Source organism: Dyadobacter sp. CECT 9275, assembly GCF_907164905.1.
In the GTDB taxonomy this organism is placed as follows: domain Bacteria; phylum Bacteroidota; class Bacteroidia; order Cytophagales; family Spirosomataceae; genus Dyadobacter; species Dyadobacter helix.
Genome location: NZ_CAJRAF010000002.1, coordinates 548,844 through 562,591, shown reverse-complemented (window position 1 = coordinate 562,591; position 13,748 = coordinate 548,844). Strand labels below are relative to the sequence as shown.

The following is a 13,748-nucleotide window of genomic DNA, read 5'->3' as shown; positions in this document are numbered from 1 at the left end:
GGCTAGCATATGACCGATCGTAAAACAAAAACCGCATTGCTTGTGGGAGCCACCGGGCTCATTGGTGGCCAGTTATTAACCAAGCTGCTGCATTCTCCCTATTATTCCAAAGTAATTGTACTTGTCAGAAAGCCGACCCAGATAAGAAATACTAAACTGGCGGAGGTGATTTTTGATTTTGACAAACCGGATGCATCCAAGGTCATCGCCGATGATATTTTTTGCTGCTTAGGCACAACCATTAAAAAGGCCGGTTCACAGGAGGCCTTCAGAAAGGTGGATATGGAGTATCCTGTAGAAATAGCAAAGCTGGGCCTTAAAAACGGTGCTGAAAAGTTTCTGATTGTAACGGCCATGGGAGCTGATCCGAATTCGTCTATTTTTTACAATAAGGTGAAGGGGGAGACGGAAAAACAGCTTTCGGTGTTGGGGTATTCCACGCTTCACATCTTTCGACCCTCCCTGCTGTTGGGAGATAGAACCGAAACGCGTATGGGGGAAAAGATAGGGGAGGTGGTTTCCAAAATTTTTAAACCTCTGATGCTGGGCGCATTGAAAAAATACCGGGCCATAGATTCTTCTAAAGTGGCCAATGCAATGTTATCTTTGGCCAGAAATACTGAAAAGGGTATTTTTATCCATGATTCGGGAGAGTTACAGCAATATTAAATGAATGAGAGAGCTTGATTTATCCATCCGTCCAGCCACGGACAAGGATGCAGATATACTGTATACCATGATTTGCGGCCTTGAAAACAAGGTGATGGATCGCATGAATTTTGATTTTGTTTTCCTCAGAAACATCAGAAATGATGCCATCAGATACTACATTGCGGAATATGGGCAACAACCCGTAGGTATGGGAAGCTGCCATATCCAGGCTCTGCTGCACCATGCTGCATTAGTGGGAGAAATTCAGGAGATGTATGTTGAAGAGGCGTTCCGCTCCAAGGCAATAGGGAAAATGTTGATGGGGTATCTTGTTGATTTTGCCAAAAGCAAAGGCGCCATTCAGCTAGAAGTGACCTCCCGCAATTACCGGGAAAGCGCACACCGTTTTTACCAGCGCGAAGGTTTCGAAAAATCCCACGTCAAACTTGTAAGGTACTTTTAATTTAAAAAGCACCCCGCCAGGCGGCAGCGTGCTTTCCAAAATTACCCTAAACCTTCAACTGTCATTAGTATCTGCGACGGTAGTCGCGTGCCCAGTTATCCCCGCGTCTGCTACTCATCTGGTAGGTTTTGGCCATCAGCCTTTCAAGGTCGGATGTTAGGATTCGTCTTTCCTTGTTCGACAAATGACCGCGACGGCTGAAACGGTGTTCCATATCTGCTATTTTATCATATTCCCGCATCAGTACACTGGCTTCACGGGGCGATAGCTTTCCACTGTGCATTCCTCGTGCAATTTGTTCTTTGGCCTCACGCTGCATGTAATTGATATCGCGCGCTCTGTCGCGGCTGCGGTCGTATTCGTCATAATCGGGTTGGTAAGAATCCCTGTCCCGGTTGCGGTCGGAATGGTATTGTGCGTTGGCACTGGTGTATCCCAAAAACAAAACTGCGGCGGCAAAAAGTATCTTTTTCATGAGCTGTATTTTTAAAGTTCGTCGGTTAGAGACGACCAGCCCATCCAAGTTTAAATGAGGATTGTTAACGATTGTTAAACGGAGAAAAGAAATTTCCGGGTTGGAATGGATTCGTTATTATCTAATTGAATACCAGTTTGTTGTTGATTTTTTTATGTCTCCATGATTCAGCCCGGCTGAAAATACGTCTGACTGGCTGTTTAAACGGCCTCACTGTCCAGTACCTGCTGGATGGACTGCTGGGCCGAAGCCAGGATATCTTCCAGCTTTTTACCTTCGGGCTCAATACCTGACAGAACCGTCCAGGAAAGGGGGGTAAAAGATACCAGCGGGAACATTCCTTTGGGGTTAAGTTTGCCGGTTCCCTTGATAGCGATGGGCACCACCAGCGCGTCCGGGGCACGTTTGAGCAGTGTGGCCACTCCGCCTGGCTGGAAATCCCTCATTTTGCCACTGGCAGTACGCGTACCTTCAGGGAAAATAATTGCGGAAGCTTTTTCGTCGTGGATGAGTTTGCCAAGCCTGGCAATTTCCACCAGTGCCTTTTTGCCATCTTTGCGGTCTATTATGGCAGCGCCACCGTTCCGCAAATTGTAAGAGATGCTGGGAATTCCCTTTGCGAGTTCAATTTTTGAGACAAAACGCGGATAATGTTTCCGTAGATACCAGGTCATTCCCGAGATATCGAACATACTCTGGTGGTTGGCAATAAAAATGATGGGCCGGTTTTCTGGCAATTGGCCCAGGTTCCTGAATGTTATACGGGCGCCTGTAAGATGCAAACCGAAATTGAGGCTGAAATTAAGATAATGGACAACGGTCTGATGTGCCTTCTTGCCAAACAAATTGAAGGCGATCACCTGAATTACATGAAAAATGACAAGAGATAAACCGAAATGTATCAGGTAAATAATACTGAGGAGGTAGTCGATTATTTTTTTCATTAACTATTTTTTTCTGCAAAAATAGTTTAAAACTGTTGTGTTTATAAAAAATTGTAGACCGGGAAATGAGAATTGTCATGCAAAACTTACTTTAATTTACCGTACTTTGTGTCACTGTATTTTGGATTTAAACAGATTTAATAATGGATAGCGCACTTTCGGCCGAACGTCTTGAGGTAATGCAACACGTAGGAAAGGACCTTGACGGCCTGATCGCAGAGTACCTTAGACCAATTGAAGATAACTGGCAGCCTTCGGATTTTTTACCGGATGCATCCAGCGAGAATTTTATCAGCGAGGTGAAATTACTGCAGGAAAGCTGCATGGAATTGCCTTACGATTATATCGCCGTTTTGATCGGGGATACCATCACGGAGGAAGCTCTTCCTACGTATGAATCGTGGCTGGCAGATGTGATCGGGGTGAACCAGGTGGAAGAACCAAATGGCTGGATGCGCTGGGTACGTGCATGGACAGCCGAAGAAAACCGTCATGGGGATCTGCTCAATAAATATCTTTACCTCTCGGGGCGCGTGAACATGCGGGCGATGGAGGTGTCCACCCAATACCTCATTGCAGATGGTTTTGATATTGGGACCGACCGTGATCCTTACCGTAACTTTATCTATACCTCTTTTCAGGAATTGGCTACCAATGTGTCTCACCGCCGAACGGCAACGCTCGCCAAAAAATTCGGAAATCCGCACCTTTCCAAAATTTGCGGTGTGATTGCTTCCGACGAAATGCGGCATGCAAAGGCTTACAAGGCTTTTGTTACGAGGATTCTGGCGGTAGACCCTTCGGAACTGATTCTGGCACTCGAGGATATGATGCGCAAAAAAATTGTAATGCCTGCCCATTTCTTAAGGGAGACCGGCGTGAAGATGGGGGATACCTTTTCCCATTTTTCGGATGCCGCTCAGCGATTGGGGGTATATACCACCAATGACTATATCGAAATACTGGACTCCCTGCTGATTGAATGGGAGATTGAAACCGTTAAAGGCCTGAATGAAAAAGCTGAAAAGGCCCGGGATTATCTGATGGCTTTACCAGCGCGTTTGCTCCGTATTGCAGAGCGCACCAAGATACCCGATCTGAAATATGAATTTAGCTGGATCAGGTAGGAGGAGCAGTAAGCGTTATGCAGTGGGTTGTTGACGGAAGATCCCTTGCCGGACGGCAGGGGATCTTCCGTTTTAGCGAATTCAGGCGGTGTAGGGTACTTCGTTTTGCAGGCTGCGGCCAGCATCCAGGTCAGAAAGGTTCTGTAAAGTTATTCTGGTGATTTCTTCCAGTGCTTCTTTAGTGAAAAATCCTAAATGCCCCGTTACGAGTACGTTGGGAAAGGATATGAGCCGTGCCATGACATCGTCCTGTATTACCATTTCCGACAGATCTTTAAAAAACAGCTCGCTTTCCTGCTCGTAGACATCAATACCGAGGTACCCAATTTTTCCGTTTTTCAGGCCCTCAATAGTATCAATGGAATTCACAAGTCCTCCGCGGCTTGTATTAATGACCATCACACCGTTTTTCATTTTGTCGATCGCATTTTTGTCGATCATGTGGGCCGTTGAAGGATTGAGCGGGCAGTGCAGCGAGATGATATCACTTTCAAAAAGTACCTTTTCCAGTGGCTCGTAAATCACACCCTTTTCGATTAATTCCTGATTCTGTCTGATGTCAAAAGCTACAACCTTACAGCCGAAGCCCAGCATGATCCGGCAAAAAGCAGTACCGATTAATCCCGTTCCCACCACGCCAATCGTTTTTTTATAAAGGTTAAAACCCGTCAGGTTTTCAATGGAAAAGTTGCCTTCCCGCACCCGGTTGTAAGCGCGGTGTGTTTTGCGGTTTAGCGTCAGGATAAGAGCAACGGCATGTTCGGCCACTGCTTCAGGAGAATAGGCCGGGACTCTGACAACCTTTATGCCATTTTCATACGCTGTTTTCAAATTAACATTGTTGAAACCGGCACAGCGCAGGGCAATGGCTTTCACACCGAGTGATGCGAGCTTATGGATCGTTTCTGTATCAGCTATGTCATTTACAAAAATACAAACGGCGTCGTAACCTTCGGCCAGCCTGGCGGTATGAACGTTAAGCGGTACTTCAAAATAAGTAATATCGTGTCCTTCCAGCTCGCGGCTTTTATCAAAATATTCGCGGTCGTAGGATTTGGTACTAAAAAACGCCGTTTTCATAAAGTTATCAATGGATATTCAACTTGCAGGTAAATGCAAAACTTATAACATTGTTTGCGGAATGCTGTTACTACATCAGATTGTAGATTTCCATAATATTGCCCAAAATTCGGGGGAAGTCAATTTTAAGATCTATCAGCTTCCCCGTTTTGATATCGAACACCCAGCCATGCACTGTCAGGCCCCGGGTTTTATTCGCTTCCTGTACTGCTGCTGTTTTGATCAGATTTACACACTGCTCTTCCACATTGAGTTCAACAAGCCGGTCGTAACGCTGATCGGTATCCTCTATGGCGTTAAGTTCGTCTTTGTGAAGTCGGTAAACGTCTCTTATGTTGCGCAGCCACGGGTTCAGTATCCCCATGTCTGTGGGTTGCATGGCCGCCTTTACTCCACCACAATTATAATGGCCGCAAACCACTACATGATTAACTTTCAGATGGCGGATGGCATAGTTGATCACCGACATTACATTTAAATCAATACTATTGACAAGGTTGGCAATATTCCGGTGTACAAAGGCTTCCCCAGGCTGCACCCCCATGATATCTTCCGCAGTCACCCGGCTATCCGAACAGCCGATATACAAAATCTCAGGACTCTGGCCCTTTGCCAGGTCCTGGAAATAATTGGGTGCAACGGAAAGCTTTTCATTAATCCATTTCTCATTGTTTGCAAAAACTTCTTGGATATTCATAACTGGATAAATTAGGTTAATTAATGATGGATTCCATGTGGTATGGCAAGGTAATGAGCGGAATTCAGGGGCAAAAAATAGTATATTTTAAGACAGCAGGCAAGGATTATATGCGGATGTTTACGTTTTGCTTTTGAAAGCAGGCCGGAGATTAGGCTTTCGGATACGTTCAGTCATATATTGTGTATATTTAATTGCCTGTCATGATCAAGTATATACGAAATAGTATACTTTTGAAACTCGCAGTAGCAGGGTTATAAAGAAAGGATTATTAATATTTCTAAACATATAAAACAGGTATGAAAATTGGAATTATAGGAGCAGGAGGCATTGGACAGGCCTTCGCCAAGCATGCTGCCCTGGCGGGTTATGAAGTAATCATCAGTAACAGCCGCGGGCCCGAATCCCTCGCGGAAATAGTGAAAAGCCTGGGCAGTAACGTTACTGCCGTTACCATTGAAGAAGCTGCCGATGCGGATGTCGTTTTTCTGAGTGTGCCCTGGCTTGCTCTGGAGGGTATCGGTGCAGGAAGAGATTCCTGGGCGGGTAAAACCGTGATTGATGCAAATAATGCATTTCTTCCAGGATTTAAGGTGGCGGATTTGGGGGGTAAAATGTCGAGCGAAGTAGTGGCAGGCTGGTTTCCCGGCGCAGCAGTGGTAAAGGCGTTTAATACCCTGGCGCAGCCGTTGCTTAACAGCGAACCCCGGGAAGCGGGCGGGAACCGCGTTATTTTTTATTCGGGGAATGACGATGCCGCTAAGAAATTGGTAGCAGAGATCATTGAAAAAATCGGATTTGCGGGTATTGATCTGGGCAAGCTGGACGAAGGCGGTAAACTGCAGGCCTTTCCGGGCGGAGCGCTGTCTCTTCTGAACCTGATCAAATTATAATTGGCCCAAAAGCGGCAGGTATCCTTTTTCAAAGCATTTCAATACTAACGCATAACCTGCCTGGGCTATGCGTTGGTATTGAAGGGCTCGGACGTAAGGGAAACTTTTGCCTCATCAGCCTTTGTACAACCATTGATAATCATGCGTGCTGTTCCCCGTTTCAAAATTGCCCGGTTTGATTTACAGGCACCCTTCATTTTTGTCAAAGATCCCCTCAGGGCCATCCGGAAAGGTTTCGATTCCTGCGGAGATACGTTCCGGATGAAACTCTTCAAAGATATCGTTATCAGCCGTGATCCCGCTTTTTTTAAACATGTTTTAGTGTCCAACCACAAGAATTTTAAAAAGGGAAATTCTGCCAAAATGCTGAAGCCGGTATTGGGCACAGGCTTGTTGACCAGCGAAGGGGATTTTTGGCTGCGCCAGCGCAGATTGGTACAACCGGCGTTTCACAGAGAAAAGTTACAGGAACTGTTCGTTACCATGGGGCAAATAACAGAAGCCTTCCTGGAAGAAATGGAGGTGCTCCGCGGTGGCTCCGTGGTGGATATAGATGCCAGCATGATGGCAATTACAGCAGATATCGCCCTTAAAACTTTGTTCGGGAATATCTCAAATGAGGACAAGGCAAAGATATATCATCAGATCAACAGAACGCAGAAGTTCCTGATCACCCGTGTAAGAAAACCTTACAAGATTCCACTCATGGCCATCAACGGGGAGCAACGACGGTTTCATACGGACCTGGCCTATTTTAACCGACTGGTTTTTGAGTTTATAAACAGGAGAAAGGAATCAGGAGAAACACCTAATGACCTGTTGCAGCTGCTTTTGGATAGTCTGGATGAGGAAACCGGCGAAAGAATGACCGATGAACAAATTCGGGATGAGGCGATCACGATGTTTGCGGCCGGGCATGAAACTTCGGCAACGGGGTTAAGCTGGCTGTTGCTCGAAATGTCTAGTCAGCCGGAAATTGTGGCTAAGATCAGAAAGGAAGCAGAGCGCTTCCGGGTGGTACCTACCTTTGAGGATCTGATGCAAATGCCTTACACGCGTCAGGTGGTGGAAGAAGGCCTGAGACTGTTTCCTCCCGCCTGGACGATGACCCGCGAGGCGATCGGTGACGACGAAATAGCCGGACACATCATACCCAAAGGGACTTCTATATTTATGTCAGTATTTGAATTGCACCGGAACCCGCATCTATGGAAAAACCCCGAAGATTTTAATCCTGATCGTTTCAGTCCGGATAGCGTTAGAAACAGGCCCAAGTTCAATTATTTGCCCTTTGGGGCGGGGCCCAGGTTATGTATAGGGCAGCAATTTGCACTGATGGAAATGCAGCTGATCCTGGCGGCACTGGTAAAAAGGTTTGATTTCGAAGCCGATCCTTCGCACGTTGCCGGTATGCACCCGCTGATCGTTCTCAAGTCAGCCAATGGAATAAAACTTTTTGTGAGATAGGGCGGGAAAACAGCGTCTTGCTCTTTGGACGAAACTATACAGAATTTGTGATTTGGCATGCTCCGTATAAGCCCTTCTTCTGCGGTGAAGATTCTTAAAGCTATAAAGTAGTTTTTGTATATGTACTACAACCGAATAGCGGCATGTTCTGCTAATAGAATTATTTGATCCGTCTGAAATAGTGAAGGTAGGGGTGGTCCTAACCAAAATGAAATATAGCGACAATGGAAAAAATCCGGGCATATTTTGAGAAAATCATTGAAATGACTGACAGCGATTGGGAGCAATTTTCGTCTAAACTCGTCAGGCAGGAGTTTCCCAAAAACCATGTTTTTCTTGCCGCCGGACAAATTGAAAATTATCTGTCATTTATTGAAGAAGGTATTGTCCGGTTTTACATACCTAAGGAAGAAAATGACCTCACTTTTGCTTTTGCATTTGACAATAACTTCGTGAGCGGTTATGAGTCCTTTTTAACTCAGAAACCATCATTGTATAATGTTGAGACGCTGACCAGGTCAACGCTCTGGAGATTAACCTACAATGATCTGCAAAAAGTTTACAGAGAAACAGAAAACGGAAACACAATCGGGCGATACGCAAGCGAGGAACTGTTTCTTAGAAAATCCAAAAGAGAAATTTCACTGCTGAATGACACTGCCGAACAGCGCTATCAGAACTTGTTTAAGGAACAGCCACACCTCATAAAGCATATACCTTTAAAATACATCGCTTCTTTTATCGGAGTTACGCCGCAGGCATTAAGCAGAATACGAAAACGAATTTCTTAACCTGGGTTCATTGTCCGGTCTGTTGGAATGGAAGACCTTTGTAAAAAAAAGATCATGAAACCATTCATTGTTTTAATTGTAGCATTTGGCTTATCGTTGTTAGGGACGAAATTTATGATGGGCAACTTTGAATTTGCCTTTTCAGGAAGAATTGCAATGTCAGTAATGCTAATATTTACGGCATTTGCTCATTTTGCATTTACAAAAGGAATGGCAATGATGCTTCCGGACTTTGTACCATACAAAATAGAAATGGTTTATCTGACCGGCATTATGGAGATTGCCTTTGCCATCGGACTTTTGATTCCGGGGATCAGAGTCATGGTAGCCTGGTTGCTAATTCTGTTCCTTATTATTGTGCTGCCGGCAAATATTTACGCTTCCGTGAAGCAAATAAACTACCAAAACGGAAGCTTTGATGGAAATGGCCTGGCTTATTTATGGTTTAGGATCCCTCTACAGATTCTGTTTATCGTGTGGACTTATCTCTCTTCAGTTAACGCATAACAAAACCCTGTCTGTCAGTTGGAGACATGATAGGCTAGGCTGCCCAGAACAAAATATCCATTAAACAAAAGAGCAATTTAAACATTACTCAATTTTCTTGAGCTCTTCTCCGCGGTCAGGAGCGAGGTTTACTTTCCGGAACTCGTCATTAGTATTATTTTCAATCACAAAACCTTTTGCGATATCAATTTCGATTTTGAGAGAATCGGTAGTGAAGTTAAAGATATGCCCACCTTCTTTTATTGAATCGTCCATATAATGAAGATGAAAACCCGGCACGTTGGTTCTTGCCAGATAGGGAGGAAGTAAGAATCCGTTGCAGACCCCACGGGTGTTCCGAAGATTAAAAACAGCCTGATTGTTCTTAAGGTGTCCTGCCAGCGTAGTGTAGGGTGCTTTGGCAGGTCGGGCAGCTCTGGTGGTCATTGTACTGAAAAGGCCGGTTATTCTCAGCGCATATATGCCGTTGGGATTGAGCTTGTTGCTAAGGTATTCCTGAACCTGGGCATAAGTAAGTCCTTTTCCTGCAAGGTAAATGGTGGTATCTGTCTGAAAGAATTTCACAAATGCGGCCGACGTACTATCCGTGTCCGATGCCTCCCGAACCGACCCATTGTAACTCACTTTATATACCCGGTTCTGATGCATGATCAGTTCGCCGTCTACCTTATTGAAGGTACCGATGCCAAAATCGCCTTTTTCTTTCAATTTCCCAATGGTAAGGTCCCCATCAAAAACCCCGGCCATCAGTGCATCTATGATGGAATACTGATAAAGAAAGTCATCCCCAGCCAGGTTCTGTTTTGAAGTTCTGGATTTGTTAAGGGCAGATTTGCAGCTATTTAAACCAATCAGAAGAACAATTAATAATAAAGGAAGGTTAGCCAAATGACATATTCTGAAGAGGAAGTTTTTCATGTGGGCATTAATTCTTGATGTATAACATTGAAAAGAGAAGGAAATATACTCATTGGTTTTATTATCTTATCAATAAAACGCTGCCGCTTTTATGGACCGCATCTCCTTCTGTTGTAACCGCCTCTATACTCCAAACATAAGTACCTGCTGGCAGGAGAACTCCTTTTACCCGGCCATCCCAGCCTTTGGTAAGTTCTCTGGTATGATAGATTACTTCTCCCCAGCGATTGTAAACGTTAAAATAGCGGAGTGCGTCAATGCCATTTGTTACAGGAAGCAGCACTTCGTTCTTTCCGTCCCCGTCGGGTGTGAAAACATCAGGTACATATACTGTTGCTGCAGGAGGAATGGAAAGGGTGACACTGTCCATTCCTGTGCAGCCTTCCGGTGTGCCAACGGAGACGATGAAGGTCTGGGTGGCAACAATGGTAGCTCTGGGATTTGCAATATTGGGATGATCGAGGCCAGTCGGTGGAGACCAGGCGTAAGTAATACCTGGAGCGCCTGCCATGCCGGGTATGGAAACCTCTATCGGATAAGGGACACCCGGGCGGACCACAGCATCAGGTGTGATGCTCAGCGCCAGTTCAGGTAACACATCAATGGTGACCGTATCTTTGTAGGAGCAGTTGTCCTGTGTAAGGGTCACAATGTAGGTGGTGGCGCTGGTGGGCGAAGCCACAGGCTCCTGGGCACCGGGGTCATCCAGTCCGGCAGCCGGGCTCCATGAGTAGGTACCGGCGTTTCCCGTGGTGGATAAACGTATCTGCTGTCCGGCACAAATGGCTGTATCGGGCAATGTGCGTACTGCTGCCAGATCTTTAAGAGTAACGGTAAAAGTGGTATCGTTCCGGCAGTTATTTGCATCCTTCAGAAATACTTTGTAGGTGCCGGACTTTATCTGGAAAATGCTATCTGCCTGGTAATTAGTGCCATCCAGGGAATACTGGAACGGTGCCTGGCCTTCAGTTGCCTTCACTGTAAGGGTAGCTTCCCCGCCGCATCCCTCTTCATTAATGGCTATACCTGGTTTTACGTAGGCAACGGGGATATTTTTTGTATTAACAATGTCATTGTTGCAAGCATCGTTAGTCACGGTTAGCGTTACACTTTTGCTGCCACCTGAATTCCACTTCACTACGTAGGGCCCTTTTCCGTTTCCGCTGATTATTGTGGCTCCGTCAAATTCCCATTTGAAACTATATCCGGTTTCCGAAGGCAAAGCGCCTGTGTAGTTGATTGTTACCTCATCACTGCCGCATATAGGATTGGGGGAGATACTGAATTCTGCAGAGGGGTTAATGTTGACCGAATAACAGACTGTACTGTAACTTTTATCAACATCAGCCTGGGTTGAGAAAGTATTGGAAAAGGAGAGATAGGCAAAATTGGCCGCACCCGATTCACAGGAGACGATGGTGTCGTCACGGTAAATAAAGATAGGCACGCCTGTTTTTCCCACATATCTTTTTCCCGAATCATTGTAGGAAACAAATAATTTATTTCCCACATATACGTCCATTACTCCTGTCTGCCCGTTTCTGGTGAAAGTCAGCAGGTAATATTCATTCAGTTTAAAATAGGGGCAATCTCCGGCAATACCGCTCGGGTAAAAATCGATGCATCGTTCCGAGGATCCGGCTATTTGGGAGAAATAAATTCCCTGATCGAGCTGGCCGTTTGAAAAGTCAATAATACGCGCCCACTTCCGGTCGCCCCAGTCAGTACTTTTTACATACATCTGGATAGTATAGTTTTCCGTAATAGCTCCTTCTGCGTTCTGATACTGTAATCCGCTATGCCGATTGGTGTGGTAAACGGTACGGCTGTTTTCGCAGGGAAGCACATCCGTAACGAAACTTCCAGAGCTTCCGTTGAAGGGGCAGTTTCCCGCTGCTATTACTGGCACAAGGTCTTGGGAGCAGGCAGGCGCCGCTACTTTGAAGTCGTCAAAAAAACGATACTCGTGCTTTACGGTCTGCCCTCTGGCCGCAATATGCGTTAAAATTATTATGACAGATAATAAAACTCCCGGTTTCATAACAGCGCAAATCCTGATATATCCGCAATTCCAGATAAAGACGTATAAAACTAATACTAAATGGTTTGAGGTGCTAAAGATACGGGTTAACCTGATAAGTTGATTTTATATAGCGGAATTTAACCGAAAACTGTTATGTTCTGATCACGCAAAAAGCCCGGCGTGAACCGGGCCCCAGCGTTAAAAGCAGTATTATTTCCCTACTTTTCCCGTAGTTTGATGGCATCCTTTTTGATCATCCAGTCGCTCCTTACTTGCAGGTTATCTCTTAGAATACTTTTTACAAAACGGTTGACGGTTGTGGTAGCTGCCAGGCGCGTACCTTCCGGGGCCGGTATACCCATCACATCCAGCGCTTTTCTCAGCAAGGTTTCATTTTCGTCACCAAAGGCCTTGTAAGGTATGCTGGAATCTTCGGTTACATAGGTTGGAGTCATTCCATTAATAGTACCGTAATCTGACTCCCCGTTGGCATTGGCGGTTTGTCCCAGCATAAGGTAAACACCCCAGTCCCAGCGGCCCTGATCATCATCGATCAGCGAGCCGAACAGATTTTTTCCAGCCGTATTTTCCCCCACGGTGATAACCTCCATGTAAGGTTTCAGGCCATTGATGACCAGTTCGCTGGCGGAGGCAGTACTTCCGGAAGTCAGGACGAAAACACGGTTCAGGCTACCTCCCAGGTTATTGGCTTCGTTGAGGAACATATAATTAAGCGCGGCAGCGCCATAATTTTGCTTCCAGTAGGCAGTGTATTTATCGTTCCATTGTTCGGTATAAAAAATTTTGGAAGACGAAACCCCTTTGCCAATCAGGGAAGCCAGGGTTTCGGCGGAAGACATATATCCGCCTGAATTGAACCTGAGATCCAGTACCAGTTCGTTCACTCCCTGACTTTTGAAATTGGCGAATACCTGACGCAGCTCATTGTCGTATTTGTTTTCGTCCGCCTCAGTACCCGGCACAAACTGCGTATACACCAGGTACCCGATCGTTTTGCCGTAGGCCGGTTTGGAGATAATCGTTGAAAAGGCCACGGGGTCTTCGCTTACTTCTGCTTTTGTGACCGAAATTGTGGTACTACTTTCGGTGATTACTTTATTGGAAACGGTCCCGAGTGTAAAAGTAGCGGTTTCCGTCGTGCCGAGCAGTGTTATGTAATTGGAGGTGGTCAGCTGGGTGTTATTGATCTTTAAGATAATATCCCCGCGCTTCAAGCCGGCTGCTTCCGCCGGGCTGCCTTTTACCACATAGTTTAAAAAAGCAGCTATATTGACATTGCCGTTGTCTATGTAAGAAAGGGAATAACTTATGCCGAAAATTTTGCTTACACCGTTAAATTCATTCTGAAGTGCTTCCACATCGTCGGTTACCATCGAGAAGCGGTCCACAGTAGCCCGTTGGTACACAAGCTTTTCAAAGTAGTCTGAAGGGTTGGCCTTGGCGTCCAGGCTACTTTCGGCGGGTAAATCCTTATACCAGAAATATGCGTCGTTCATGATGTCATATAACCAGCCGTTAATCGCCTCGTAACTTGCGTTGCCGTCGGTTTTATCGCCCGGATCTATGTCATTCTGGTTGCAGCCTGTAACAAATACAAGGATAGCAAGGTATATAGTTAGTCGGAAATTTTTAAAGTAATACATAATCAATCAGTTTTAAGAAATTAGGTAAACTGATAAAACATAGGCTTA

General features: G+C 45.5%; 14 protein-coding genes. 7 read left to right on the top strand and 7 right to left on the bottom strand.

Annotated features, from left to right (window positions below; translation table 11 throughout):
* The first annotated feature begins 9 nt into the window (after nucleotides 1-9).
* On the top strand, nucleotides 10-669 hold the full coding sequence (locus KOE27_RS10520) for an oxidoreductase (RefSeq protein ID WP_215238845.1): 660 nt from the start codon (nucleotides 10-12) through the stop codon (nucleotides 667-669).
* Between the two features lie 4 nt (nucleotides 670-673).
* Entirely contained in the window at nucleotides 674-1,114 is a 441-nt protein-coding gene (locus KOE27_RS10515; protein WP_215238844.1) for a GNAT family N-acetyltransferase, read from the top strand.
* Between the two features lie 64 nt (nucleotides 1,115-1,178).
* Here the strand turns inward: KOE27_RS10515 and KOE27_RS10510 are convergent, their stop codons facing one another.
* Both KOE27_RS10510 and KOE27_RS10505 read right to left on the bottom strand, forming a co-directional pair.
* A complete protein-coding gene (locus KOE27_RS10510; protein ID WP_215238843.1) occupies nucleotides 1,179-1,589 on the bottom strand; it encodes a hypothetical protein in 411 nt (136 codons plus the stop codon).
* Between the two features lie 200 nt (nucleotides 1,590-1,789).
* Nucleotides 1,790-2,533, bottom strand: coding sequence for a lysophospholipid acyltransferase family protein (locus tag KOE27_RS10505; protein ID WP_215238842.1), 744 nt, complete (start codon nucleotides 2,531-2,533; stop codon nucleotides 1,790-1,792).
* A 143-nt stretch (nucleotides 2,534-2,676) separates the two neighbouring features.
* Between KOE27_RS10505 and KOE27_RS10500 the strand changes: the two genes are divergently transcribed.
* Complete coding sequence (locus KOE27_RS10500; protein WP_215238841.1) at nucleotides 2,677-3,660, top strand: acyl-ACP desaturase; 984 nt, start codon at nucleotides 2,677-2,679, stop codon at nucleotides 3,658-3,660.
* Nucleotides 3,661-3,741: 81 nt separating this feature from the next.
* On the opposite strand, the gene KOE27_RS10495 is transcribed toward KOE27_RS10500, so the two are convergent.
* Both KOE27_RS10495 and KOE27_RS10490 read right to left on the bottom strand, forming a co-directional pair.
* Complete coding sequence (locus tag KOE27_RS10495) at nucleotides 3,742-4,740, bottom strand: 2-hydroxyacid dehydrogenase (protein ID WP_215238840.1); 999 nt, start codon at nucleotides 4,738-4,740, stop codon at nucleotides 3,742-3,744.
* Nucleotides 4,741-4,810: 70 nt separating this feature from the next.
* A complete protein-coding gene (locus tag KOE27_RS10490; RefSeq protein ID WP_215238839.1) occupies nucleotides 4,811-5,437 on the bottom strand; it encodes a carbonic anhydrase in 627 nt (208 codons plus the stop codon).
* Between the two features lie 299 nt (nucleotides 5,438-5,736).
* Here KOE27_RS10490 and KOE27_RS10485 point away from each other — a divergent pair, with 299 nt between their 5' ends.
* The 4 genes from KOE27_RS10485 (at nucleotide 5,737) to KOE27_RS10470 (ending at nucleotide 9,095) form a co-directional block, all read left to right on the top strand.
* Complete coding sequence (locus tag KOE27_RS10485; protein ID WP_215238838.1) at nucleotides 5,737-6,330, top strand: NADPH-dependent F420 reductase; 594 nt, start codon at nucleotides 5,737-5,739, stop codon at nucleotides 6,328-6,330.
* 141 nt (nucleotides 6,331-6,471) lie between these two features.
* Nucleotides 6,472-7,797 (top strand): cytochrome P450, encoded by a 1,326-nt coding sequence (locus tag KOE27_RS10480; RefSeq protein ID WP_215238837.1) that lies wholly within the window; start codon nucleotides 6,472-6,474, stop codon nucleotides 7,795-7,797.
* A gap of 224 nt (nucleotides 7,798-8,021) precedes the next feature.
* A complete protein-coding gene (locus KOE27_RS10475) occupies nucleotides 8,022-8,588 on the top strand; it encodes a Crp/Fnr family transcriptional regulator (RefSeq protein ID WP_215238836.1) in 567 nt (188 codons plus the stop codon).
* Between the two features lie 54 nt (nucleotides 8,589-8,642).
* On the top strand, nucleotides 8,643-9,095 hold the full coding sequence (locus KOE27_RS10470) for a DoxX family protein (protein ID WP_215238835.1): 453 nt from the start codon (nucleotides 8,643-8,645) through the stop codon (nucleotides 9,093-9,095).
* A gap of 84 nt (nucleotides 9,096-9,179) precedes the next feature.
* Here KOE27_RS10470 and budA read toward each other — a convergent pair whose 3' ends face one another.
* The 3 genes from budA to KOE27_RS10455 form a co-directional block, all read right to left on the bottom strand.
* On the bottom strand, nucleotides 9,180-10,013 hold the full coding sequence (gene budA / locus KOE27_RS10465; protein ID WP_215238834.1) for an acetolactate decarboxylase: 834 nt from the start codon (nucleotides 10,011-10,013) through the stop codon (nucleotides 9,180-9,182).
* A 61-nt stretch (nucleotides 10,014-10,074) separates the two neighbouring features.
* Nucleotides 10,075-12,054, bottom strand: coding sequence for a T9SS type B sorting domain-containing protein (locus KOE27_RS10460; RefSeq protein ID WP_215238833.1), 1,980 nt, complete (start codon nucleotides 12,052-12,054; stop codon nucleotides 10,075-10,077).
* 200 nt (nucleotides 12,055-12,254) lie between these two features.
* Nucleotides 12,255-13,700: a S41 family peptidase gene (locus KOE27_RS10455; protein WP_215238832.1), complete on the bottom strand. Its 1,446-nt coding sequence runs from the start codon at nucleotides 13,698-13,700 to the stop codon at nucleotides 12,255-12,257.
* Nucleotides 13,701-13,748: the final 48 nt, after the last annotated feature.